Origin of the sequence: Paenibacillus sp. 2TAB26 (assembly GCF_052115145.1) — a bacterium.
In the GTDB taxonomy this organism is placed as follows: domain Bacteria; phylum Bacillota; class Bacilli; order Paenibacillales; family Paenibacillaceae; genus Pristimantibacillus.
The window spans coordinates 18449-44246 of record NZ_JBFRGC010000046.1; the positions used below are offsets into that span (position 1 = coordinate 18449).

General features: G+C 43.9%; 19 protein-coding genes. 12 read left to right on the plus strand and 7 right to left on the minus strand.

Features of this window, described 5'->3' with window-relative positions; translation table 11 throughout:
• Positions 1–18: 18 nt before the first annotated feature.
• From AB4Z50_RS33875 to AB4Z50_RS33890, 4 genes are all read right to left on the minus strand, one after another.
• On the minus strand, positions 19–708 hold the full coding sequence (locus AB4Z50_RS33875) for an AIM24 family protein (RefSeq protein ID WP_441886463.1): 690 nt from the start codon (positions 706–708) through the stop codon (positions 19–21).
• Complete coding sequence (locus AB4Z50_RS33880; RefSeq protein ID WP_441886466.1) at positions 705–1187, minus strand: hypothetical protein; 483 nt, start codon at positions 1185–1187, stop codon at positions 705–707. The genes AB4Z50_RS33875 and AB4Z50_RS33880 overlap by 4 nt, the downstream gene beginning before the upstream one ends.
• 179 nt (positions 1188–1366) lie before the next feature.
• Entirely contained in the window at positions 1367–2365 is a 999-nt protein-coding gene (locus AB4Z50_RS33885; RefSeq protein ID WP_441886469.1) for an aldose 1-epimerase, read from the minus strand.
• A gap of 144 nt (positions 2366–2509) precedes the next feature.
• On the minus strand, positions 2510–2872 hold the full coding sequence (locus AB4Z50_RS33890) for a LytTR family transcriptional regulator DNA-binding domain-containing protein (RefSeq protein WP_076268974.1): 363 nt from the start codon (positions 2870–2872) through the stop codon (positions 2510–2512).
• A gap of 167 nt (positions 2873–3039) precedes the next feature.
• Here AB4Z50_RS33890 and AB4Z50_RS33895 point away from each other — a divergent pair, with 167 nt between their 5' ends.
• The 7 genes from AB4Z50_RS33895 (at position 3040) to AB4Z50_RS33925 (ending at position 16544) form a co-directional block, all read left to right on the plus strand.
• Entirely contained in the window at positions 3040–4137 is a 1098-nt protein-coding gene (locus tag AB4Z50_RS33895; protein WP_441886472.1) for a lactonase family protein, read from the plus strand.
• 70 nt (positions 4138–4207) lie between these two features.
• Positions 4208–5434, plus strand: a complete 1227-nt coding sequence (locus AB4Z50_RS33900; protein ID WP_441886475.1) for an MFS transporter — start codon at positions 4208–4210, stop codon at positions 5432–5434.
• 144 nt (positions 5435–5578) lie between these two features.
• Positions 5579–6940 carry a DUF2087 domain-containing protein gene (locus AB4Z50_RS33905; protein ID WP_441886478.1) on the plus strand — a complete coding sequence of 454 codons (1362 nt, stop codon included), beginning with the start codon at positions 5579–5581 and terminating at the stop codon, positions 6938–6940.
• A gap of 34 nt (positions 6941–6974) precedes the next feature.
• Positions 6975–8219: an MFS transporter gene (locus tag AB4Z50_RS33910; protein WP_441886481.1), complete on the plus strand. Its 1245-nt coding sequence runs from the start codon at positions 6975–6977 to the stop codon at positions 8217–8219.
• 233 nt (positions 8220–8452) lie between these two features.
• Positions 8453–8623 (plus strand): hypothetical protein, encoded by a 171-nt coding sequence (locus AB4Z50_RS33915; RefSeq protein WP_441886484.1) that lies wholly within the window; start codon positions 8453–8455, stop codon positions 8621–8623.
• Between the two features lie 374 nt (positions 8624–8997).
• Positions 8998–9984 (plus strand): S-layer homology domain-containing protein, encoded by a 987-nt coding sequence (locus AB4Z50_RS33920; RefSeq protein ID WP_441886487.1) that lies wholly within the window; start codon positions 8998–9000, stop codon positions 9982–9984.
• Between the two features lie 41 nt (positions 9985–10025).
• Positions 10026–16544, plus strand: a complete 6519-nt coding sequence (locus AB4Z50_RS33925) for an Athe_2463 domain-containing protein (RefSeq protein ID WP_441886490.1) — start codon at positions 10026–10028, stop codon at positions 16542–16544.
• Between the two features lie 97 nt (positions 16545–16641).
• Here AB4Z50_RS33925 and AB4Z50_RS33930 read toward each other — a convergent pair whose 3' ends face one another.
• Positions 16642–18390 (minus strand): glycoside hydrolase family 2 protein, encoded by a 1749-nt coding sequence (locus AB4Z50_RS33930; RefSeq protein WP_441886493.1) that lies wholly within the window; start codon positions 18388–18390, stop codon positions 16642–16644.
• A gap of 444 nt (positions 18391–18834) precedes the next feature.
• Positions 18835–20001 carry an ROK family protein gene (locus tag AB4Z50_RS33935; RefSeq protein WP_441886496.1) on the minus strand — a complete coding sequence of 389 codons (1167 nt, stop codon included), beginning with the start codon at positions 19999–20001 and terminating at the stop codon, positions 18835–18837.
• A 231-nt stretch (positions 20002–20232) separates the two neighbouring features.
• On the opposite strand from AB4Z50_RS33935, the gene xylA reads away from it, so the two are divergent.
• The 4 genes from xylA (at position 20233) to AB4Z50_RS33955 (ending at position 23867) form a co-directional block, all read left to right on the plus strand.
• Positions 20233–21546, plus strand: a complete 1314-nt coding sequence (xylA, locus tag AB4Z50_RS33940) for a xylose isomerase (protein WP_076268964.1) — start codon at positions 20233–20235, stop codon at positions 21544–21546.
• Between the two features lie 19 nt (positions 21547–21565).
• Positions 21566–23062 (plus strand): xylulokinase, encoded by a 1497-nt coding sequence (gene xylB / locus AB4Z50_RS33945; RefSeq protein WP_441886500.1) that lies wholly within the window; start codon positions 21566–21568, stop codon positions 23060–23062.
• Positions 23063–23142: 80 nt separating this feature from the next.
• Positions 23143–23694 carry a HAMP domain-containing protein gene (locus tag AB4Z50_RS33950; protein ID WP_441886503.1) on the plus strand — a complete coding sequence of 184 codons (552 nt, stop codon included), beginning with the start codon at positions 23143–23145 and terminating at the stop codon, positions 23692–23694.
• 47 nt (positions 23695–23741) lie between these two features.
• Complete coding sequence (locus tag AB4Z50_RS33955) at positions 23742–23867, plus strand: methyl-accepting chemotaxis protein (RefSeq protein ID WP_441886515.1); 126 nt, start codon at positions 23742–23744, stop codon at positions 23865–23867.
• Between the two features lie 181 nt (positions 23868–24048).
• Here the strand turns inward: AB4Z50_RS33955 and AB4Z50_RS33960 are convergent, their stop codons facing one another.
• Positions 24049–24954 (minus strand): helix-turn-helix domain-containing protein, encoded by a 906-nt coding sequence (locus AB4Z50_RS33960; RefSeq protein WP_441886506.1) that lies wholly within the window; start codon positions 24952–24954, stop codon positions 24049–24051.
• A gap of 181 nt (positions 24955–25135) precedes the next feature.
• Between AB4Z50_RS33960 and AB4Z50_RS33965 the strand changes: the two genes are divergently transcribed.
• Positions 25136–25546 carry a hypothetical protein gene (locus AB4Z50_RS33965; protein WP_441886509.1) on the plus strand — a complete coding sequence of 137 codons (411 nt, stop codon included), beginning with the start codon at positions 25136–25138 and terminating at the stop codon, positions 25544–25546.
• Positions 25547–25798 lie beyond the last annotated feature (252 nt).

A 25798-nucleotide genomic window follows, 5' to 3' on the forward strand; every position in this document is an offset into this window, starting at 1 on the left:
GGTCGGCTGGCCTCTGTTTTATTTGATATAGATACCGCCAAACGGCAGCACTTCGCGAAGAATTCTTTTGATAAAGCCGCCGTTTTGCAGCTGCTCCTCCAGTTCGGCATCGCGGGAGCCTGTTTGGATAAGTACTGGGCCAGTGCCGCGAATTTCCCACTGCACATTCATATGCTGGCTTGCGAGCTTGTTGCCGTAAACAGACAGCTGGATGGAAGCATGCTCTGGATATGCGACGAGTGCTCCAGTCTCAACATACAAAGGACGATCCGGATGGAGCTGAATGGATTTCACATCACCAGCGGTAATGATTCCGAGCAAGCCCGGCCCGGAAAATCGCATTCGCACAAATTCCTTCGTAATCCATGCGTTTTTGAGCTTCTGCACGACAGACTTTAGCTTCATGCCGTCCGAGAAAAAGATAATATGCCTGAAATCAAACAGCAAGTCGCTTTTCTCATCGATGTGCAGCGTTTCGAGCGAGCAGCCTGCAGGCAAGCCGACAATGAATTCGGCCGGTCCAGAAATAAGGGAGCGAATCCAGCGTTTCTTGCGATACATGCCAGCCAAATCCATGAAACGATCCTCGCGATTTTGCGGATCGCCTTGGAAGGCGATGATTGATTTTGGATGCAGAACATGAAGCTTGTCCGCAGTATCAAGGTTGAGATGCACATGGCCGACTTGGGCAGGAACGGTTATTTTCATCCGCTAATTCCTCTGCTGCCTCTGCTGTCTCTACTGCTTGTGCTGCGCTGCTTGCGCCATACGACATAACGCCAAACTCTCAGGGATACGATATAAGCAACAAAAACAGCTGCGATTATAATGACAGTATTAATAAGCTTGCTGATAAACGATTGTTTGTCCTGCTTCATGCGATCCATCTCAGCTTGCAGCTCGGCATTTTGCGCGATAAGCTGATTGTTTTGTTTAAGCAGCTCCTGTTGCTTCATTGCATACGCTGCCGCAGCCTTTGCGGATTCCTCAAGCTGCTGCTGCTGCTTAGCGAGTGCTTCTGTGGCTTCAATATACTGCTGCTGGAGCTCGCTAATTTTCTCAGGTGTATTGTAAATGTCTTTGATTCGATCAATTAAACCTGCGTGGACAGTTGATTGTGGAATGATGATGAGAATAAAGGATAAGAAGCTTGTAATGACAAGTGCTTTCCATAATGATTGCCGCATCATATTCTCCCTTCAGTTTTCGACATAAGAGGGGCTGATGCTTACATTTTACAGCCTTTCTCGACAATAGTCACTCCTGTCCTGTATTTGGATGGAAAAAATGATTCGGCTTCGTTAAAAATTAATCTCAACATAAAAAAAGGATAGCAGCGAAATTGCTGCTATCCTTTGATCAGTTCCTATTTTCTAACGTACAAGCGGCTCGTTTCTTCCCAAATGCCGCCTGGCTCAAGTGAGACAAGCCCGATTTGCTCAGCTGGCAAGTTCACATTTGGCGCATTGACGAGATTCAGCTGCGGCTCCGGACAGAAGAAGCCTGGCGTAGCGTTGTTGTTCCAAATCATCCACTGCTTGTAAGCTGTTCCAATATCGTAGACTAGCGTTACGCCATTGCGTGTATCGGTCAGCTCCATCGCGTTGCGGCCATTTTGCGGCTCGGTTGTGTAGTGATTATCCATCGGCTCCCAGAATGGGGAGATGCCTGTTGTTTTCATGGCTTCCTCGTCTGCAACTAGCGTTTGGTAGTTGCCTGTTGGCAGCATGCGTTCGTTAAGCTCCCAGCGTTTGCCGGTTGTTAGCGTGAAGCGGTAATCATCTGCTGTACTATTCGCTGCGAACGGTGCATTGATCGTTGTGTGGAAAGCGATCAGGCAAGGCATAACGTCCGTTCCTTCATTATGTACCGATACATGCTGCAGTAGACCTGTATCATTTAACGCATAACGAAGTTTAATACTGAAGCGATGCGGCAAATACGTGTAGATCGGGTGGCTTTCATCGATTGAAATTTTGAGCGATACGTAGCTTTCCGTTTTGTTTGTGCCAAAATCCTCGACACTCCAAGCTGCTGTATGGAAAAATCCGTGCAAATGGTTGCCCGTTTTTGCTTCGTTAACTGGAAAGTTATACGTTCTGCCGTTCCATGTAAAAGTACCATCTTCATAACGGTTTGGAGGGAACAGAACCGGGATGCCGTGAATGCCCGGATTCTCTCTGAAGCTATCCATTTCCTCTAGGGATGGTTCGCGAAGGAAGGTATAATTGTTTGCTTTATCGCGAAACGCAATAAGATTGGCACCAACTGCTGGCAATACAGCTGCTTCATAAGCGCCCCATTGCAGCCATACAGCTTGCTCATCATGAAATAATTTTTCAAATGCTTGTCCTTGCGTAGACATGGTAGTCCTCCTAAAAGTGATTAATAATTGACTTCATTTGTGCAAAAAATATTATAATATTCAACTTTAGAATAGCAGGACAGTAGACAACAAACAACCGCCCTATTCCGATCATAGCGGAAAATGGGGCGGTTGTATGTACAACTATTTTGTTATCCGATATTCTTTGCTTGAAGCACGCTGTGAAAACAGCTGTTGGATGACGAATTGCTTGCGGCGATTTACGGTTACTTGCTTAGAGTCTGTTATTTCGGAGTCAAAATAAATCGTACCAGCATCAATCGTCTTGATTTTTCCGATATTGATGTAGCAATTAGAGCTGACTTGATAGAAGCTGCGTTCGTTAGTTAACTGGCTGATCTGTTCGGCAGTCATTCGTCTCTTTATATTATAGTTTCTGCCATGGAAGCTTACGAGTCCTTGCATACCGAGCTTGAAATAGAGCACGTCTGTCTCCAACTCGAAATCCTCATACACATTCCGTTCGCTCATTACAACATTCATCATCTCAATTCCCCCTTTAGAAATGTGAATCGCTGAATTTGTTAGCGCTTACATTGTAACATGTCACAATAGTATTTGTGAAGTCTTTTATAAAAAAAAGACATTGTTTGATGAAGCCGCTTATGCTATGGTCACTGTAAAGCCAAAAAGTCAGAGAGGTAGGATAAAAAATGAGCAATTTAAAGGAACAACCGACACCCATAAACATCCTTTATATCGGGTCATATGGAACAGCGGAGGAATCGACGATTCATGTGTGTACGTTTGAAAAAACGACAGGTGAGCTAGCGATATTGCAGCGTCTTAGCGGGCTCGAAAACGCTTCTTATTTGACTTTAAATCCAAGTGGCGGCAGCTTATATGCGGCTAGTGAAACTGAAGTAACCGGCGATGCCAGCGGCGGCTCAGTCGCTTCGTTTGAGATTGATAAAGCAACGGGCTTGCTGAAATCTACAGGCAACCGCTTGCTTACATATGGCGCTCATCCTTGCTACATTAGCACGGACAAAGCGGGGCAGGTTCTCTTAGCTGCCAATTATACAGGCGGAAACGTTGCATTATTGCCGATTAAGGCGGATGGCGGGCTGGAGGAGGCAACATCTGTTCAGCAAAATTCCGGCGAGCTCGGTCCAAATGCAGCAAGGCAGGATGCACCGCATGCTCATTGCATCATTCCGTTTGGTTCTTCTTATGTATGTGCAGTCGATTTGGGCATCGATGCGATCGTTATTTATCGCTTTGATGAGGAACGGCGCTCGCTTATTCCTCATGGGATTAGCAAGGTTCATCGTGGTGCTGGTCCACGTCATTTAATATTCCATCCTCATTTAGAAACAGGCTACGTGATGAATGAACTGGATTCGACGATTACACAATTTGATGTGGATTCGGAACTTGGCACATTAACAGCAAACCAGGTGATATCAGCACTGCCAGCTGACTACAATGGATATAACGATTCAGCGGATATACATTTAGGTGTTTCGGGACGTTATTTGTACAGCTCTAACCGTGGTCATAACAGTATTGCTGTATTTGCAGTAGATCAAGGAAATGGACAGCTCTCGCTTATTCAGCATATCGATTGCGGCGGAGAGTCGCCGCGAAATTTTGTCCTTACGCCAAGCGGCGATCATTTGCTCGTTGCTCATCAGAAGACTGGCAATATTACTGTATTTTCAGTAGATGCGGAAAGCGGGCTGCTGTCCAAGCTGGATTCGGAGCTTGAGCTGCCTAGTCCTGTTTGCATGAAGTTTGCAATAGCTTAGTTCATGCTTGCTGCACGTTTCGTTGAGGGTTACGAGTGTTTTTCGTTAAGAAAGGCAGGTCCTACTAAACATGTCTGCACAGCAAGAAACGAGAAAAATCAATAAAGAAGCGCTAAAATCTGCTACTGTATACTCGATACTCATTTGTATCAGCTCCGTTCATCTCATGAATGATATGATGCAATCGGTTGTATCCGCGCTGTTTCCCGTATTGGAACAATCTCTACGCTTAAGCTTGGCACAAATCGGCTGGATTGCTTTTACGCTCAATATGACTTCATCCGTTATGCAGCCTGTTGTCGGCTTGATCTCGGATAAGAGGCCGGCGCCTTGGATGCTTCCTGTCGGGATGTGTGCAAGCATGCTCGGGATGGTTGGCTTAGCCTTCGCACCGAACTTCTACTTAGTGCTGCTCGCGGTTGTGTTTGTGGGGCTTGGCTCAGCCGTGTTCCATCCAGAGGGCTCGCGGGTTGTTCATTTGGCCGCAGGCAATCGCAGAGCTTTCTCCCAGTCGATCTATCAGGTTGGCGGTAATTTTGGTCAAATGCTCGGTCCGTTGATGACGATGCTGATCTTCCTGCCGTTTGGACAGAAGGGCGCTATATGGGGGACATTGCTTGCTGCTACAGCCATTATTATTTTGACGAAAGTCGTTCCTTGGTATAAGACGCAGTTAGCTGTACATGATGGCAAAATGCAGCGCAAAGCGGCAGGCAGCGCGAAGCCCGCTCTGGCACCCAAGGTTGTTGCGTTTGCACTTGCTATCTTGTTCGTGATCGTATTTGCACGATCCTGGTATGCGGCAGCGATCGGCAACTTTTATCAGTTTTATGTGGTGGAAGCCTATCATCTGACGATTAAGCAAGCACAGATTCCATTATTTTTATTTATGGCAGCCGGTGTTGCCGGCACCTTTCTTGGCGGTATATTGGCGGATCGGATCGGACGCAAAAAAATGATGCTGATTTCCATTCTAGGCGCAGCACCATTCGCTCTCGTTCTGCCGCATCTGCCTCTAGCCTGGGTATATCCAGTAATCGTAGTGCTTGGTTTTGTATTGCAATCCGGATTCTCGGTAAGCGTCGTGTATGCGCAGGAGCTAATGCCCAGCAAGGTAGGGACGGCTTCGGGGCTTATAACGGGTCTTGCTTTTGGAATGGGTGGACTTGGTGCGGTAGTTCTCGGATATTTGGCGGACGCCCGTTCACTCAGCTTTGTTATGGTCGCTTGCAGCGTGTTACCGCTAATGGGCTTGCTGGCGCTTATGCTGCCAAAGGATAGGAAAGAATCGGTGTAACTCGAATAGGAATGACAGAAAAGTCGCTTTAAGGATATTTCCTTAAGGCGACTTTTTTTGTTGGAAAAAGTATTTGATAAAAACCAAACATAATTATATAATGTTTATAAAATAAGTAGACGTTATTGAGAGGTGTTTGGATAAATGGTTGCTGAAGAACGTTTTTGGTCGGCATCGGTAGAAGAACTGAAGCAGGGTTATGTATATGAGGAAGCCGAAGGATTTTATTATTGCCTTATTTGCGGAGAACGCTTTGAGGATGGAGAGATTTTTCGGGATGAGCAGTCTGGACGCTGGTATGAGGCGCGTAAATATGCAGCCTATCATGTCCAGCAGGAGCATGGCTCCATGCTTGATTATTTACTTGAGCTGGATAAGCGGCAGACAGGTCTGACCGACTTACAGAAGGAGCTTATTCAAGGTTTTGCCGATCAGCTGACTGACAACGAGATGATGAGCCGTACTGGAATAGGCAGCGCTTCGACCATTCGGAATCATCGTTTCGTACTGAAGGAAAAGGCCAAGCAAGCAAGGCTTCTGCTCGCAATTATTGAAATGATGGACCATGGCAACACTGCGGCTCCGCGATTCGTGCCTGTACATCGGACGGCTACACAAATAGATGAACGCTATGCGATTACAGAGGATGAATACACAGATCTTTTGAAGCAATATTTTCCGGATGGTCCTGAAGGTCCGCTCGCCTCATTTCCGCGCAAGGAGAAACGTAAAGTAGCAGTGCTGCGTCATATCGCCTCTTATTTCAAAAGCGGAGTCCACTATACAGAGAAAGAAGTGAATGAGCGGTTAATTTCTTTTTGGGAAGAGGATTATGCAACACTGCGCCGCTATCTGATCGATTATGGCTACTTGGATCGTAAAGATGATGGCAAAGTGTATTGGGTGAAGGGTTCAGGAATCAAGAAAAATGAGCTTGAACAGAGTGGGTCGACCGAGCAGGTTGAGCAAATGACAGCCCCAAAGAAATCTGCTAAAGGCAAGCAAGGAAAAACGGATAAACAGAAAGCTCAGGCCAAAGTGCAGGAGCAAGAGGAAGAACGAAAGGGTGATCCAAAAATGGATAAGGCAAAGAGGAAGCAGCTGACAGCTGAGTACCAAGAGCGTGAGCGGCAGATGGGTGTTTTTCAGATCAAAAATAATGTGAATGGAAAAATTTATTTAGGAAGCTCCACTAATTTAGATGCCCTTTGGGGAAAAGAGCAGTTTGTACTGAATATGAATGGTCATGCGAACAAGGAGCTGCAGAAGGAATGGAAGCAATTTGGCGGCGAAAACTTTTCTTTTCTCGTTCTAGAGACCGTTAAATTGGAACAAAAGATTCGTTATGATTATAAAGACGTATTGGACCCGGAAGGCCGTCAACCCGTTGACATGGTGCGACAATACAACAGAGAAGTCAACGATTTAAAGGAGATATGGGCCCAAAAGCTGCAGCCTTATGGTGAAAAGGGTTATCATGGCCCAGCCGAGAAGGTGGAGAAATAAATCATTTTTTGGTTGAGGGAGAGTGCTGATTGAAATGTCTGCTAAAGAAGTAACAGGAGCGGGAGAAAGTTTGCTTCGAAACAAGTTTTTTCAAACGATTATATTTTCAAACGTATTGCTTCAAATTGGAATTTGGGTAAGGAACTTCGCTATTCTGATGTATGTGACAGACAAGACGAACGAGGACCCGTTTGCGATTAGTTTGATGGGCTTCGTGGAATTTTTACCGATTTTCGTATTCTCGTTCATCGGAGGAACGTTTGCAGATCGCTGGAAGCCGCGGCTCACGATGATTTGGTGTGACTTTTTATCAGCGTTATCTGTGTTTGTTGTACTGATTACATTGCTTTACGGTTCGTGGCATATGGTGTATTTTGCAACGTTTGTATCGGCAATCCTATCGCAATTTTCACAGCCCTCTGCTATGAAGCTGTTTAAGCAGCATATTCCAGCAGAGCAATTGCAATCAGCGATGGCGATGTTCCAATCGCTTATGGCGATATTCATGGTGCTTGGTCCGTCACTTGGTGTCATATCGTACCAAAAGTTCGGCATCGAAGTTTCCATTGGAGTAATGGGTGTAGCGTTCTTGCTCTCCGCTGTCGTTTTGTTCAGAATTCCGCGTGATCGTGAAGTGGAGAAAACAGACGCTGCATTGGAGAGGCATTTCTGGAAAGAGTTCAAGGATGGATTCAAGTATGTATGGCGCAGTCCAGTCTTGAAAGCCCTTGGAGGTACGTTTGCATTAGCGGGCACGGCGGTAGGAATTGCGCAGACGCTTGGCTTGTTCATCGTGCTTGAACGTCTGGGTCAGCCTAAGGAGTTTTTGCAATATATTCTGATGGTTAACGGGATAGCGATGCTGGTTGGCGGCGGGGCTGTCATGGTTATAGCCAAAAAAGTAGCTCCGCAAAAGCTGCTCGCAATTGGCCTATTGATGAGCTCGCTTTGTATGATTGGTGTAGGCTTATCAACAAGCATACCGATTACATTAGTGCTGCAATTTATTAGCGGTTTAGGCTTCCCGATGATTCAAATCGGTATTAGCACAATGATTTTGCAATATTCGGAGGAGTCCTATACGGGACGGGTCAATGGCGTGCTTACCCCGATGTTTATGGGAATGATGGTTATTATGACACTTGTTGCCGGACAGCTCAAAACGGTGTTTCCGCTCGTCGGCATTTATTGCGTCGCGGGATCGATTATGTTCTTGGGTATGCTGCTCCTTGTTCCGTTGTTCAAGCATAAACCGCTTGTTGTTCAGTCTAGTTCTTAGTTGGAGAGAAAGTATAGTCATAATGAATAGGGATACAGAGCATGGATGGGGAATAAACCTCAATGCTCTGTATTTTTTTGTTAAAGCAAAAATGTGCGTGCGCAAAATAGATTTCGGAAAACACTAAATCTATTTTCGTTGTTGATCGGTAAGTTGATTGTTAATCTATAAAAGATGATGTGAATTTCAAAGTGTTAAATGTATCTTTAAAACTTGGAGGGAGAGGTCTGTATATGAAGGTGGATCGATTATTGCTCATATTTGGGATTCCACTAGCAGTCATCTTTGGAGGCGGCGGCTTAATTAATACGGACAATCCTGATTACTATATGTATATCGGGTTATTAGGATCGGTTTTCGTTATTGTATCTTTTATTATGAAATATTATAAAAAGAATCAATAGCAGCAGAATATAATAAAATCAAAAAACATTAACGATAGAAGTGATTAAACCTATATATTGACAGATTCTCCGGTGTGAAGTAACATTTGCTGTAGTTGATATGTAGGATAGCGAAGCACGCTTATTCCCTCGATAGAGGGAGGGGCGTGCTTTTTTGCGTTGCTTCAGCAGTGTTTCTTGGGAGAGTGGCCTGCTGATGGGGGGAAGGAATGTTGTCGAAATACGGGAAACTTTGGAGGGAAAGGGGATAAGAAAAGAAGGGAAAAGAGACGGGCAAGAAGAATGATTATGAAGCTGCTGTAAAAAAATGTGTTAAAAATGTTTTTTAGTTCACTGGTGAATTTTTATCATCCTAATAAATGGAGTGGTTAAATATGCGGAAAATAGGACAAATCATGCTCGCAATTATGTTATTGGTGACAGTTCTGATAAATACGGAGAAAGCTGCGGCAGCAGTTGCTTTTACAGATACAAAAACGCATTGGGCAAAGGATGAAATTGCGACGGCTGTTAATCAAGGATGGATTAATGGTTATGATGCAATAACATTTAAGCCAAATGCGAACATGACGCGCGCAGAATTTTTGAAATCGCTTGTGGTGGCGATGAAAGTAAAAGTGGAAGATACGGATACGCCTTTTGTTGATGATACGGGTTGGTTCCGAACTTATATTGCTACGGGTTTGAAACAATCGATTATTAAAGTTGGTGACTATCCAGAAAATACATTTGAACCAAATCGTATGATTACGCGAGAAGAGATCGCGCGTATGACGATCCGTGCGCTAGGTAAAGATGCCGAAGGCGTAAAGTCGGGTTATTTGGCTGTGGCAAAGAAACTGGAAATTATGAAGGGTTATCCCGATGGTTCGATGGGCGGGGAGAAGAATGCAACTCGTGCTGAGGCAGTGGTGATGATTCTGAATACGTTGATGGCGAAGAATCCATCAAATCCAGTTATCGAATATCCAAAATCAAAAGAACAAGTAAATAAACTTATTCAATCACTTTCAAGTTTTAATGGAACTACAATGTACGGACATGATGGGGCTGTAGTAATAAACTCAAAAGGATCTGATAATTTTTCAGACTATACACTTACTGTTGAATACAAAAGTGAATTGAAAGTGACAGCAATTAACATTGCAGATCCAACAGCAGACAATCAAGCGATAGTAAAAGAGCTTTTAAAATATTATTTTCCTACTTCTTTTGAAAAAGCACATTCTGCATACCTTAAAATTAATAAATCCGAAGGTGGTAATGCTGAGTCTACTACAGAAACGAAATTTGATAATCGATCTTTCAAATCTTACAAGGGTATTAATACTAAGCGTGTTGTTATTCTGATCGGAGTGTGAATTATTTGGGGCGAATACTAAAGAATAAAATAATATGTTTATTGTCAGTTATTCTAATTTTAACCTCATTTCAAAATCCAGTTCAGGCTGCAGGTGTTCAAGATTGTCATTTGCCCTCTAGTTATGATGAGGTGTCATTAATATTAATAGATCAATTTAATATTCCTACTTCTATTTCTAATGGAAAACTTAAGCTCAATGGAAACTTTTTATCAAATAAATGCGGTCTAGGAAGTAGGACGGTTGTCTATGGAACACCGGCTAATGTTTCTGATAATCAGTTCGATCAAGGACAGTGGCGTTATCTTGGATATGATATTAATGGTTCAGTTTATCGTAACTGGCTATTCAGGAGTGATTCAAGAGCGACCCTAAACGTTGCTAAGAACTGGGTTAAAGATCCTTGGGATACTCTAGTGGGACAAAATAAATTCATAGTTGAAACACCTGAATATACCATACACCCAGACTCTCGGAAGTGGTTAGAAGCAATAGTTGATCCATATAAAGAGTCTCCAACATTTATACAAAGTTATAACAAAAGAACTGGTAAGGGTTGGACAGGTGATACGTTAAAAGATTACGTTATAATTCAGCAAGTTCCTACGGATTTTAGTCCTGGTATTGTTCAAATGTGGAATATATGGCAACCTGATGGTTCTTGGTGGTATGAGGTGTTTTATATTCCACCATTAAATAAGTTAGAGATTAAGAAGCAGCCTGACCTCATTATTAGTGAGTTAATTAGTCCAGCTGACGCGTGGGTAGGCGATTCGGTGCCAATAAAGATTACAACAAAAAATCAAGGTAAAGAAACTAGTGGAGCTTTTACGGTAGGTATTGTTGGCACAACAATTAAATCAGAACTCATTTCAAACATACCTCCCGGACAAATCAAAACAGTGACCGTCAATGTATCCTCAGCATCAAGCGGAATTAAGAGCTTCACAGCGAAGACTGATTTTGGTGAAGCCGTCATCGAATCAAACGAAAATAACAACACCAAAGATTTTAAAATTGCATTCAACAAAAAGAACGAACCCACTACTCCAATAGCTATCATCTCTCATAAAGAGGGAGACCATCGAACAACCCCCGAAATAACCATGAAGCCGGCAACAGAGCCGATGCTTGATGACAAACTCTCCTATTCACCAGGCAAGGAATCAATCACCATTCGAGAATGGAAATATAAAAACCCAACAGGTAAAACGATTGCGACAAAACCAACAGCAAAAGATTTTGCTGCTGAAGGGAAATACATAATTGAGCTGCGGGTCACCAATAGCGCAAAAAAAGTTTCGGAATGGGCGCAGCTGATAATAAACGTGGCAAATAAAGCAACGCCTAACCCAAGCGCAAGCCCTACGCCAACTCCTGAGCCAACACCTACACCTAAACCTGATTTGAAAGCGGATATAGAATTTGATCCCCCTAGTATCATTGCTGGGGAAAAGTCCTCGCTTATAAATCGGTCAAAAGGATTGAATGGCTACACATGGACATTCACGAACAACTTGAGCGCAGTACTACCAAATAATACAGACTTTGAGTTTTTGTACAAGACGTATTCAAATCCTGGGTTTTATACGGCTGAAATTATCGTAACTGATGAATTTGGCGGATCGCAAAAAGATACTGCATTGCTTCGGGTTGTCGATCCCAAACCAGTAGCCATTGTATCGGGAATAACGCGTGTAATACAAGGAAGACCCTTAGAGCGGCCTTACAATCTTTTAAACTCGTATACACCATTAGAGGATAGAGGCGAAAAAATAGATTTTAGCAAGTCGGAGATGCGCTATAAAAAAGTAGGGGATGCAGCCTATACAAATGGTTGGTTCACCGTAACGCCTGCTAATTTAGGCGAATATAGTATCGAAGGAAAGGTTTATGACACGACTGGAAGAGTTAGTGAATGGGATGATTTGATTATGGAGGTTATACCTGATGAACCACCTACAGTCGAAGTGATAGCACCTGAAGAATCATATCGAGGTAACGGATTCATGCTTTATATTGATGCAGAGAGTCCTGACGGCGATATTCTAAATCATCTTTTTCTCGAAGAGCGATATGACCAAGATGGTGATGGAAACTTTGAGGAAGAAGCGTGGAAACCCTTATATGATGGAGTTTTTAAAACAACGCACTCGCTCAATTACTCCAAAGTAGGGAAGAGGCAATATCGTGCTACCGTGACAGAAGACTATGGGTTAAAAGGCATTTCGGGCATTGCCACTACTGATATTCTGAACTACGCGCCGTCTGCTAACTTCAACGTGTTTGGAACTACACAGCAGCCAGGACAGGGAGAAGACAGCGGTCCACCAGTTACGAACTATTCAACACAATCGATTTTCCGTTCTTGGACGGCTAAAACGCCATACAAAGGTGGAAATGCCCAAAAAGCGGCATGGAAAGCGGATGCTACTACACTATCGACAAAAAATGGAGTATACACAAACTTTTCTGTGGGATACCCGAACTCAGGAAATGGAGCGAACTCACGAACAAAATATCAGCTTGCTGCAGATATTGTTGCTAAACCCACTTGGAGTGTGCCAGTTACAGAAATATTATTCAACAAGGTTTTCGGTGGAAACCGACTATATTCTTATAATCAAAATTATAGCTTGCCTAACTATCCCTATACATTTTATGAACGAAATTCAATTACAGGTGAGCTTTTAAGGACGGTTAATTTTGATACCCCAAGTAACTTCACACTTATGGAAATTGGCGGAGATGAAACATTTTACTTTAAAGATAGTAGACAAAATGCAGCCAACCCGTATTTAGCGGTCATTGCGAGGTACGATAAAAATGGTGTATATCTTGATTCAATTAATTTGCAATCTAGTTTAACATCACCTAGCGGACTAGGCAGCGGAATTGGACCGGCTCTTGTGCAAATATCAAATGATGGCGAATATATGTATGTGGCTAGTAAATTCTCGTATGATGTGCCAGAAGAATATAACTATGGTTACAATAATCAATTGCGAATTTTCAAATACTCCTTAAAAACGAAAAGCTTAGTGTGGGAAGCGCCAGGAGAGAATTTGGATCGTGGATTTATTACAAACATCAACTTGACCGAAGATGATAACGGAGATGCGTACGTTACGTATAACTTTGAAGATCGCTATTCTTCTGGATTAGGAGGAGTGAGAGGTCTCGTTGTACAAGTGAAAAAAAATGGTGTAACTCGTACCGTTACTGTAGGGGGTGCAATTGGACTATCTGCGGCTTCCATATCTGATTCAAAAAGATTTGTATATGTAAATTATGTGTCCATGGGTAGTAGTAAAACAGGTACTACTATGTTTGAGGCAATTGAGAGCGGTACTAACTATTACGGTGAAGAAATATTTAAGAGCGCTTTTGGAAGAAGGATTGTCAGTTACGAAAGTTCACATTCATTAGGTTATTCAGATGTAGCACCCAATGCAAATCCAATCGTATTTTCCAATTTATTGACGTATTCCCAAGGCAGAACGCACGAATCGTATAATGCATTTTTTAATTACTATGGAGACCAACACGGCGGTTTTCAAGGTGTAGATTACGGTGCAAACCTTGGTAAAATATTTATCAATCAATACGATCAGATTATTTATCCATCGTTTATGGGTGTGGGAAGCTCTTGGGGTGATCCCGATGCACCTAAAAAAATATGGGCCACGTTGTATAATGCAACAACCAATAGTGTCATTGCCCAGACGCCATATTCCGGACCAGAACCAGGAAATAATCAAAAGCAAACAGGAACATCAACCCCTATTTTACCTGATGGCTCCATTTATGTTTTTTACGAAAAAAATGTCATGCCGTTTGTTTCAGCTAACGCTAATGGAACATTAAAGGAAATCGATGCAAATACAGTTGAAATTACGAGCGACGATTGGGGCGGACTGCTCTATGATGCAGGAAGCTCTATGAAAAACTACGCTTTAGAATTTCATGTGAATGTTAGTGATATAAAAAATGACAAGGTTATCGGAGCTGCTTTTCAGATTCAGAATGAAAAGAATATGTATGCTATGGAGTGGAGCAAGAACACCCTGTCGCTATTCCGTGTGGTCAAGGGTGCTAAAACGTTATTGCAATCTGCACCTATGACACGAACTGCATTTAACACGTATCCGATTAAAGTAGAATCGGTTAATGGCATCCAGCGTGTATATGTGAATTATGCGAAAGTACTAGAGGTTGCCGATGTTACGTATACAAGAGGTTACGCGGGATTAATGTCACTTGGGCAATCCAACGCTGTATTCTCTAATGTAAAGAAAACGAACTATGGTGACACCTACACCGAACAAACCTATGATTCCGTTCTCGTCAATGATCCGATCTCTTATGAAAAACTGTTCAATGACGTTGAAAAAGATCCAATGGGAGCAGAAGAGTGGAGCTACAGCCATAATCCAAACTTCTTTGAAAATCCAGAAGGGTTGAGCATTCATAGCGGAAAAACGTATGGATCAACCATAAACGCGCTAGAGAAACCTGGGGTATATGAAATCACCTTCCGAGTTAAAGACAATCCTGGTCTTTCTGCTTATAGCAAATGGTCAGAGCCTGTTAAAAAACTGCTTTATGTACATCGACGACCGGTCGCACAGCCGGATGTAAGGTTTACAGGCAAGGTTTTTGCAGAAGGTGAAGCACTAGATTATGAAACATTTGATACCTCTTATGATCCTGATATTGCTCATATTTTATCAGACAAGTTATTCCGTACACGGTGGGCTGATCAAACCACATGGACATCAGGGAAACGAGAGTACTATAACCGTCCTGGTGTGGAGCTGATTGTACAGGAGCAAGTTCGAGATATTCATGGCGCTTGGTCATATTGGGGGCAAACGATTGTCTATAAAGAAGGAATACCGCCAGTTAACCAAACGAAGCCTGTTATGACCATTACGGTTCCAGCTGGAACAACTCCAACAACACCAACAGTGCTGATAAAAGAACCGACGATTCGATGGACATATTATGATGCTCAGAACGATCCACAAGAGCGATATCGACTAATGCTAACGTATGTCGATAACAATGAAACGGCCTTGTATATTGAGCATGAAGGAAATGCACTTACGTATCCTATGCTTGAGGAAAGCATCGTTCCTGGTCGCGTCGTTAAGGTGCAAGGGCAGGTTTACTCAGCAGGGGTATGGTCTAGTTTAAGTAATATTAAATATTTTGTGCTGGATCTCCCGCCACAAACCTATTTACTTTCATTTAACGGGCTTGATGCTAATAATCCTATTTATACAAACTCAAATCGTCCACAGCTGCACGCGTTTACGATTGATCCAGAGAACCACCCCATTAAAGCGATAGATTATGAGGTGTTCAAAGCATCGAGCGGTGTTATGGTAGTGGACACGAACTCTTCTTTGGCTGCTGCTAATTACACAACACCTGCGTTAGCTGAGGGGCTGCATTACTGGAGAGCGAGAGCGAACGACAGCTATATATGGGGACCGTATTCAAGCAACGGGTTTTTCTTTGTCGATACGGTTAAACCTGCAGATGTGAATGAACAGCTTACTGTTGAACCTACGGCCGTAACGGTTCAGTTCAATACCTTCTATGATGCCGAGCCTTCCTCGGGACATGCTGCTCGCACCTTCTTTTTGCAAAAAGTGAACGCTGACGGCAGTGTGACGAATATTGATTTAAATGGTGACGGTAAAATAGAATACAGCATTCCTTTAGCACTTTCTAAGCAATCATACAAAGTTGCTGGGTTGATTTCTGGACAAGCATATCGTCTTACCGTAATCGATTATGACGTTGCCGGCAATGAAGGGGATTATGAATATATTTATTTCGTTACCAATCGACCTCCGACGGCTGACTTTGATTGGACGCCCAAACCTGTATATGAAGGAGATATGACAACTTTTCTATCGAATATGACAGATGCTGATGGCAATACGCTTACGATTGCTTATGAGCTGACAAGTCCGCTCGGCGTGAAGAACAGCTATTTCTATACCGTTAATGGTCCAAACTATCCGGTAAAAGGGCCTTCACTGAGGTTAACAACGGTCGGACTTTGGAGTATGAAGCTAACGGTTAGCGACGGTATAGCTGAGCCGGTTAGCGTAACCAAAACGTTGCAGGTGCTGCCGCTACATGTCAATGCTTATGTACGACATACGGAGCTATGGGATCAGCATCGTAAGGCTTTTAATTTAAAACAATCAGGAGATGAGAATTCACCGCGCGGTTATTCGGTATTTTGGGCGGGAGAGAAATTTATACTGGAGGCAGATACGACCATTACAGGCACGGCTACAAAAGCGGATCGGGTAGAGGTGCATATGCGTACTTACGAAACGTCTCTAACCGCATTAAACGCAGGGCAAACCAACTGGAAGGGTGAGCTTTGGGATGCATCATTCACAAAGCTTGCTAAAGGCACCTTAACATTCACATTTTCTGCTTACTACAATAATGGCACAGTGAAAACGAAATCAGTAGACATAACGATCGATGGACAAACATTAGATATTGTTGGCGTACATCGCGTTCAATAATGGAGCGGGTTATTAGGTCAATTGTAAGTAGAAAAGCAATAAAAACAGGCATGCTGCCATCGCAGCATGCCTGTTTTTTGTTTGAGACTAATGAGCACTAATCCTCGATAGCTGCTTTTTTGCTGTTGATCGCTTTAATTCGTTCAACATCAAACTTCGGTTGTCGATCGTAAGTATAAAGCCCATTCACTTCTTGTTCCACGTCATAAAGCTGTGTATAACAGAACCCGAACATATTAGGATTCTCAAGAAGAGTACTGGTCAAGCCGTCATATCTTTCAATAAATTGCTCGACGCTTTGTGGACGATCCCCGTAGCCCCAGCTTTTCTCATCGGACTGGTTAGGATTCCACCAAATTCCGCCATACTCACTGACGAAATAAGGTTGGCCGTTATAGCTTTGTCTATCGGGGAAGGAGACCCACGCCTCGCCTTTCTCGGCAAACGGCCGATAACGTTCCCTGAATGTAACAGGATTTTGATCATAATCGTGAACATCAAAAATGTCCGTTACAACATGGAAGTTGCCGCTTGTGTCGATGACCGGTCGCGTTGGATCAATAGCTTTAGTCGTTTCATAAACGACGCGAAGTACGTCATTATCTTGACGAGTGCCGCGCGATGAGTCCCATGTTTCATTAAATGGGCACCATCCGATCAAGCTTGGATGGTTAAAGTCTCGTTCCACACCCTCAATCCATTCCGGTAGAAATTGAGCAAGGCTGGCAGCTGTTGATATATCGAGACCCCAGTTAGCATGCTCTCCCCACACCAAATATCCAAGCTTATCTGCCCAATATAGGAATCTAGGCTCGAACATTTTCTCATGCAATCTTGCACCGTTGAAACCAAGTGCGAGCGACATTTCAATATCTTGTTTTAAATCATCGTCAGTAGGTGCTGTATAAATGCCTTCAGGATAGAAGCCTTGATCAAGAACGAGCCGTTGGAATACGGATTTACCATTAATACGGAACGCCTTGCCATCCAATTGAATGGAACGCAAACCGAAATATGAAGAAGCTGAGTCCAATACTTCACCATCACGAATGAGCTCAAGCTCCAGATCATAAAGAACAGGTGAATCGGTGTTCCATAATTTGATTTTGGAGAGGGGCAGCGTTAATGAAACGGACATCGAGCCGGCGTTTGCCGTTTGTTTTCCTACCGACAGGCCATCGAGCAGCGCATTACAGCGGAATTGTACATCTTTTGTGTTTCCAGACAGCTTGGCAGTTACGTGCAGGCAGCTGTTCTCCGGGTCTGGAACGAAACGGCAGGATTCTATATATGTTTCCGACACATGCTCAAGCCAAACCGTTTGCCATATGCCAGTCGTGCGGGTATAGTCGCAGCCTTGTGAATGGTAGGTACCGCTCTGCTTGCCGCGCGGTTGTAAGCCAGAGCGAGTATCATCCTCGGCATATACGGTAACCACATTTTCACCTTGCTGGAGGGAATCTGTAATATTGAATGAGAAAGAACTGTAACCGCCTCGATGCTTTCCTACATGTTTGCCATTAACCCACACCTGAGCCTCGTAGTCTACCGCTCCAAAATGCAATAATGTATGTCCGCCGTTCCAGTTGTCAGGAAGCTTGAAGCTTCGTTTGTACCAAACGGCTGGAATGAAATCTGTATGCCCAATGCCTGACAGCCGGCTTTCTGGACAAAAGGGGACGATGATGCGTTGAGTTAGCTTTTGCTCGTCTTGGTTTAATCCGCGCGAGATACCGCTTTTTCCAGGGTCCATTTCGAATTGCCATTCACCATTTAAATTGAGCCATGACTCTCGAGTAAATTGGGGTCTTGGGTATTCAGGGCGAGGGATTTGCTGCTGTTCCATTTTTCATTCCTCCATTATATTAATTTAAAAGTTAATAATAAATCCTTATATTATTGATTTTAATGAATATTAGACCAAATTGTCAATGAATAATTAATTTAAATCTTTTATAATTAACTTATAAATTAATATAATGCTTATTTAAAACACCAATCTAAAAGAAGATGGTATTAAATCGAAGCTATTAACTGATTAAAAATACTGAATAAAAATTCTGATCAAAGTTACAGCCATACAATAACCTAAGTAGCCGTACTAAACCTAAATGTGAGCACTTTATATTTTCCAAGAGGTATCGTGCAAAGAGAAATAAAGAGGGGCGAAAAGGAGCTGATCAAGCCGGGTGAATATTATTGTAATGCTGTCCTGTTAAAAAAAGCCTGCATCAGAGTTAGTCTGCTGCAGGCCATGAGAAAAAACAATGTTCAGCAATGCATAACGATGCTACTGTCCGCTCTTAATCTTCGTGAAAAATGTGCTAATCGCGTAATATGCCGCGCCGCGTACAGCTGACTGCTCTTGAAGCTCTGCAAACAAGATTCGCATACGTTCGCGATGATACGATAGTGTGCGCTGATCGACGGCAGCTTGTACGGCTGGCTCCAGCCACTGAGCAGCACGGCTCATACGGTTGCCAATAATGACAACGTCAGGATTAAATACGTTGACGATATTAGCAATGCCTGCGCCCAAATAATCGCCAATCGAGCGTATATGCGCGATAACGCGTTCATCTCCAGCTGTTGCAGCAAGCAGCAGATCTTCCAAGTTCTCAAAGCCTAACGATGCTGTACTCTCAAGCAAAGCATTCTCCGAAGCATATAGCTCCCAACAGCCTCGATTGCCGCAGCTGCAAGGTTTGCCGTCATACTCAATCGAGAGATGGCCGAGCTCACCTGAGAATCCTGACGCACCCTTATATAATTCCTTGTTCAAAATAATGCCTGTTCCAATACCGATCCCGACGCTGACATAAATTTGGTTGGCGATGCCTCGTCCTGCCCCGTATTTCTGCTCTCCTTGCGCGCCCGCATTCGCTTCATTGTCTATCGTAACGGGAAGGTTGAAGCGCTCTTCGAGCTGCCGCTGCAGCTCAACTTGCCGCCATTTTAAGTTTGGTGCAAAAAGAATCGTGCCATTGTCATCCACGATACCTGGTACGCCGACGCCGATTCCGACAATCCCGTATGAGCTCTCCGGCGCATCATTAATAAGCAGCTCAATACATGAAATTAACTGCCCAATGACATGATCAGCATCCTGCTGCTTCAGACTGCGCTGCTGCTCTGCAATCACATTGCCTTCGAGGTCTACGAGCAGGCCGCGAATATAATTGACACCAAGATCGATGCCGACAGCATAACCAGCCGTACCATTAAAGAGCAGCATGACAGGTTTGCGCCCGCCGCTGGATAGTCCGGGACCATTCTCAACGACGAGATGGGTGTCGATCAAATCCTGAACGAGACTGGAAACAGTCGCCTTGTTTAATCCGGTCAACTCCGATATTTGAGCTCGAGAGAGCGGGGCATAACCAAGCACCGCTTCAAGCACGATGGCTGTATTTATTTTTTTGATGAGCGCTAAGTCGCCTGTTGGTTTCCTTTTCAAAAAAGAATGCCTCCGTCCAAATGAAAATATTTATTATTGTATCATGAAAAGCCTAATCTAGAGCCTACTAGATGGGGATGCGGATTTTGAGTCATCTAAGCCAAATAAGTAATGCATTTATTTTAACACAAAAACTTAGTTTGTTTAATAGACAAACTAAGTGGAGGCATGTTATTCTTTATGTAAGCACTATCATAAACTTCTAATCCATGAAGGAGGATTTTGATTACGATGACTTATTTTAAAAATATTAACACAATCCAATTTGAAGGTAAGGGCTCAGACAATCCGCTTGCATTCAAACATTACGATCCAAACCAAGTTATTATGGGCAAAACGATGGAAGAGCATCTTCGCTTCGCAGTTGCTTACTGGCATACATTTAATGCGAATGGTTCGGACCCATTCGGATCAGCTACTATGGTTCGCGGCTGGGATCAATATACAGGCCTTGACCGCTCGAAAGCGCGTGTTGAAGCTAACTTTGAATTCATGACTAAATTGAATATTCCTTTCTTTGCTTTCCACGATGTGGACATTGCACCTGAAGGCGAAACGCTGCAAGAAACGAACAAAAATCTTGATGTCATCGTAGCTTTATTGAAGGACAACATGAAATCCTCCGGTAAAAAGCTGCTTTGGAACACTGTTAATATGTTCACGAATCCGCGTTTTGTTCATGGCGCTGGCACAACTTGCAATGCTGACGTTTATGCTTATGCTGGTGCGCAGCTCAAAAAAGGTCTTGAAGTGGGTAAAGAGCTTGGTGCGGAAAACTATGTTTTCTGGGGCGGCCGCGAAGGTTACGAAACACTTCTTAACACGGACATGGGCTTTGAGCTTGATAACCTAGCACGCTTGTATCATATGGCAATCGCTTACGCGAAGGAAATTGGCTTCGACGCACAATTCCTGATCGAGCCGAAACCAAAAGAGCCTACTAAACATCAGTACGACTATGACGCAGCAACAACGATTTCATTCCTGCAAAAATACGGCTTGAAGGATCATTTCAAACTTAACCTTGAAGCGAACCATGCTACACTTGCTGGCCATACGTTCGAGCACGAGATTCGTACGGCTGCAATCAACGGCATGCTTGGATCGCTTGATGCGAACCAAGGCGACCTGCTTCTTGGCTGGGATACAGATGAATTCCCAACCGATCTATATTCAACTACACTAACGATGTTTGAAGTATTGAAAGCTGGCGGCATTGGCCGCGGCGGCGTTAACTTCGATGCGAAGGTTCGCCGCGCATCGTTCGAAACGGATGATCTGTTCCTTGCTCACATTGCTGGTATGGACAGCTTCGCTTGGGGCTTGAAAGCAGCTGCCAAATTGACGGAAGAGAAAATTCTCGACAACATCGTTGACAACCGTTACCGCAGCTTTAAAGAAGGCATCGGCGCGGATATCGTGTCTGGCAAAGCAACGCTTGCTTCACTTGAGCAATATGCGCTTCAAAACAATCCAATTAAAAATGAGTCCGGACGTCAAGAACGAATCCGCCTTATCTTGAGCGAAGTTATTTTTAGCGTTTAAGTCGGGAGGACTCTGACAAATGAGCTATGTAATCGGTATAGATTTAGGAACGAGCGCCGTTAAAGTGCTGCTTGTTGACCGTGATGGCACGGTAGCTGGGGAAGTCTCCCGCAGCTACCCGCTGTTTCATGCTTACTCCGGTTGGAGCGAGCAGCGGGCAGATGATTGGGTAGAAGGTACAGTTGAGGCTTTGCGTGAATTGACATCAACAGCAGGCATCGATGCCCAGTCAATTGAAGGGGTTAGCTTCTCCGGTCAAATGCACGGACTTGTACTGCTGGACGGTGAAGGAAATCCTGTTCGCAACGCTATCTTATGGAATGATACGCGTACAACGGGGCAATGCCGTGAAATCGAACGCACGCTTGGAGACAAGCTGCTTAGCATTACTCGCAATCCAGCTTTAGAGGGCTTTACGCTTCCGAAAATTTTATGGGTTCGTGAGAACGAGCCAGATGCCTTCGCAAAGGCAAAGCTGTTCCTTCTGCCGAAGGATTATCTTCGCTACCGCTTAACAGGCGAGCTTCATATGGATTATTCCGATGCGGCGGGAACGCTTCTTCTTGATGTGGCTGGCAAAGCATGGAGCGAAGAAGTGCTTGAAGCGTTTGGAATTCCGGCACAATTTTGTCCACCGCTTGTTGAGTCGCATGGACTCGTAGGTACGCTGCTGCCGCAGTATGCTGACAGCACGGGGCTGCCAGGCACGACGAAGGTGTTTGCGGGTGGAGCGGATAATGCATGCGGGGCTATTGGCTCAGGTATTTTATCCGAAGGGTTAACGCTTTGCAGCATCGGTACTTCCGGCGTTATTCTCTCTTACGAGAATGACAAGACAAAGGATTTTGCAGGCAAGGTGCATTTCTTTAATCACGGCAAAGAGGACTCGTTTTATGCAATGGGAGTTACGCTTGCTGCTGGCTACAGCTTAAGCTGGTTTAAGAAAACATTCGCTCCGAATGAGTCCTTTGATCAATTGCTCGAAGGTGTAGGTGCAGTGAAGCCGGGAGCTGGCGGACTGGTGTTCACGCCATATCTCGTTGGCGAACGTACTCCACATGCGGATCCGCTCATTCGTGCAAGCTTTATCGGCGTTGACGGATCACATGAGCGCATTCATTTTGCTCGTGCGGTGATGGAAGGCATTACTTTCTCCCTTAATGAGTCAGTCGATATGTTTAGACGCGCCGGCAAGACGGTTGATACGATCATTTCGATCGGCGGCGGCGCGCAAAACCCAGTATGGCTGCAAATGCAGGCTGATATTTTCGATGCAAAGGTTGTCGCATTAGAGAATGAGCAAGGACCTGGTTTAGGCGCTGCGATGCTAGCTGCATATGGTGCAGGCTGGTTTGATAGCTTGGAGTCTTGTGCAAATAAATTCGTTAAGCATGCAGATTCGTATTCGCCGCAGCCTGAAGCGGTTGCTGCTTATGCAGGCATTTTCAAAGTGTACCAGCAGGTTTATGAGCAAACAAAAGGCTTGAATGAGGCGCTAGCGCCTTATCGCGGCTAGTCGTACACAATAGAAGGGACTGTTATCCTCGAATTGAGGGTGACGGTCCTTTCTTTTTTTTGGACCAGTGATTCAGAAAAGTGCCTTTTATTAAAATATTTAAACTAACATTCTATCGTGAAGGAGCAGATAGAGCGGTAAACGTTAGCGGGGATATACATAAACAGAACAACATTGAGATCATTAGCGGTCTTGCAGCGGCAACGGTACTTGTCGGATTTCTTATCTGGTACGTTCGCAGAGCGATCTCCATTCCGATTCAGAAAACGGCGCAAGTCCTTTCAGAGGTAGCCCAAGGAAATTTATCCGCTATCGTCCCGAAAGTGAAAAATCGTGATGAAATTGGAGATATGGTCAGTGCTTCCGCTGAAATGCTTGCCTCTCTTCGTTCTGCCATTACGAGTGTACAGCATGCTTCGATGAACATAACCGCTTCATCAGAAGAGATGCTGGCTATTTCAGAGCAAAATCGCAACTCGGCGCAGCATGCAATGAACATTTTTCGAGAGGTAGCCGCAGGTTCGCAGGAGCAGCTGCATAGCTTTCTAGAAATAAGTCGCGCCTCAGAAGAAATGGCTCTTGGTGTACAGCAGATTGCAGCGCACATCCGAAATGAACCATATCTGAGCTGATTGGAAATATTTCAAAGCAGACAAATCTGCTGGCGCTGAACGCTGCGATTGAGGCGGCAAGAACGGGAGAGCATGGAAGGGGCTTCGCGGTTGTAGCGGAAGAAGTGCGCAAGCTCTCTACACAGTCAACGGAATCTGTTGTGAAAATTCAGGATTTGATCAATGAAATTTAGAATGATACAGAAACTGCCTCTAGAACCTCCGCTATTGCCAGCGAAGTTTCTGCATCCCCGGAAGTGCAGTATGCGTCAGCAGAGGAAATATCATCATCAGCTAACGGCTTGAGTGTAATTGCAATGGAAATGAACGAAGTGGCTCAAAAATTCAAGCTTTAAATAAAACGTGGAGCAGCTATTATCGTTTATAGCTGCTCCATATCATTTCGGGTCTAACACCCAACTCTCCGGCGATCAATTCTGCCGTTAGACGCTGGGGCTTTTTTATTTTCCCATTGCGAATTTTGGAAATGGTCGTAAGAGAGATAAGCGTTGACTGAGCGAGTGAAGTGACGGATATATTTTTACTGAGCATAAGCATACGAAGCTTATAGGAGGGGTCCTCATCCTGATTATTCATATGAAGGCTGGTTAATATGACAACAAAGTTTTTTAACGTCCGATTGCCATTGTAAAACGGCTGAACAACCGCATCAGCAATATAGCAACGATCCCCAAGCTTAAGATGAAAGTCCACGGATTCAGCCGTTCGGTTGTTTTTCGCATATTCTAATACCCGCTTAAGCTTGCTTCGTTCATGGTCTGGAACAAGCTCAAATATGGATTTGTTCAAATAGGAAGAGGAGGGCTGCTGTACAGGAGCATAATAATGCTTAAAGCTCATAATGTTATAGCGCTCATTCACAACGGCAGATACCATTATTTTATGATGCAAAATATATTCGTCAATCCATTTGGCTTCCCGTAAATCCTTGCAAATGATGACATAAACAATGCGGTCTTCGAGCTGGAGCTTGCGGCAGGACAAACGTATATCTGCAGGAGTCGATGACTTCGTGACAAGCTTGCATTCAAGAAGCGGTGATAGGGCTTGCTCATCAGCAAGTTGATGTACGGCTTCATCAAAGGAGAGAGTTGTCTCATCCGTCGATATAATAGTAGATGGATCGAGGAGCATAAGATCTGATTTCTTAAAACCGGAAAAAGCTGCAAAAGCTTGATTGACGTCTACAATAGACCAACGGGATTCGTCCCACTCGACGATAAGCATAGGATCTGAAAGTAAATAAAATAAATGGTTCATCGATGACATCCTCCTTATCAATAGCCTAGCTGCACACTTATGTAATGATTATGTCATAAAACATAACATAATAAAATAGTTATTTGTAATTATATATCATGACGCCTTGCCGTATTCTTTTTTTACATGATTTTGTATGAATAGGGCATGTTAAACAAAACGTTAGAAAGGATGATCGCTATTGTCTACGAACTCAGCCTTATTGTTTGATTTTAACGATGCTCAAAGTGCGGCTCTTGCTTGCGAGACGTTGAGGGAGCTCGGATATGAGACGGTTCTTCATGAAGGAAGCAGCATGCATGTTCATTTAGAAGGAAGCGATCTCACTTCAGCACTCGAAATTGCACAATCACATGGCGGTCAGCTCGTCGAGCAAGCGAATATCGATGCGGATGCAGTTACCGGCACTGCATACTCGCTTGATGCGATTGCAATTCCGGCACATCTTGTGAATGAGGACTGGGCTGCAACCGATGGACAAGGCAATGATGCTGAGGAGCTGCACAATCGGGATGAAGCTGCGGATTATTCCGAGGAATTTCTTCCTGATCCCGGGACGTATGATCATTTTTCAGGAGATGTTCGAATTTAGCCGTACTTCACGTACATAATTGCAATAAAAAAAGGCTGTCTCAACGTTTAACGACGGGGACTGACCCCTTAGCGTGAGACAAATTAAAACACCTTCAAGAAAATGCAACCATGTCGTAAGATATGGAGACAACCTTGGAGGTGTTTTTACGTTGGCAACAAGAGTAAGTTACCCAGTGGAAACAAAAATGAAAGCYATTGAATTGAGAATAACAGGAGTTCCAGTGAAAGAGGTCATGGAGCAGCTGAGCAT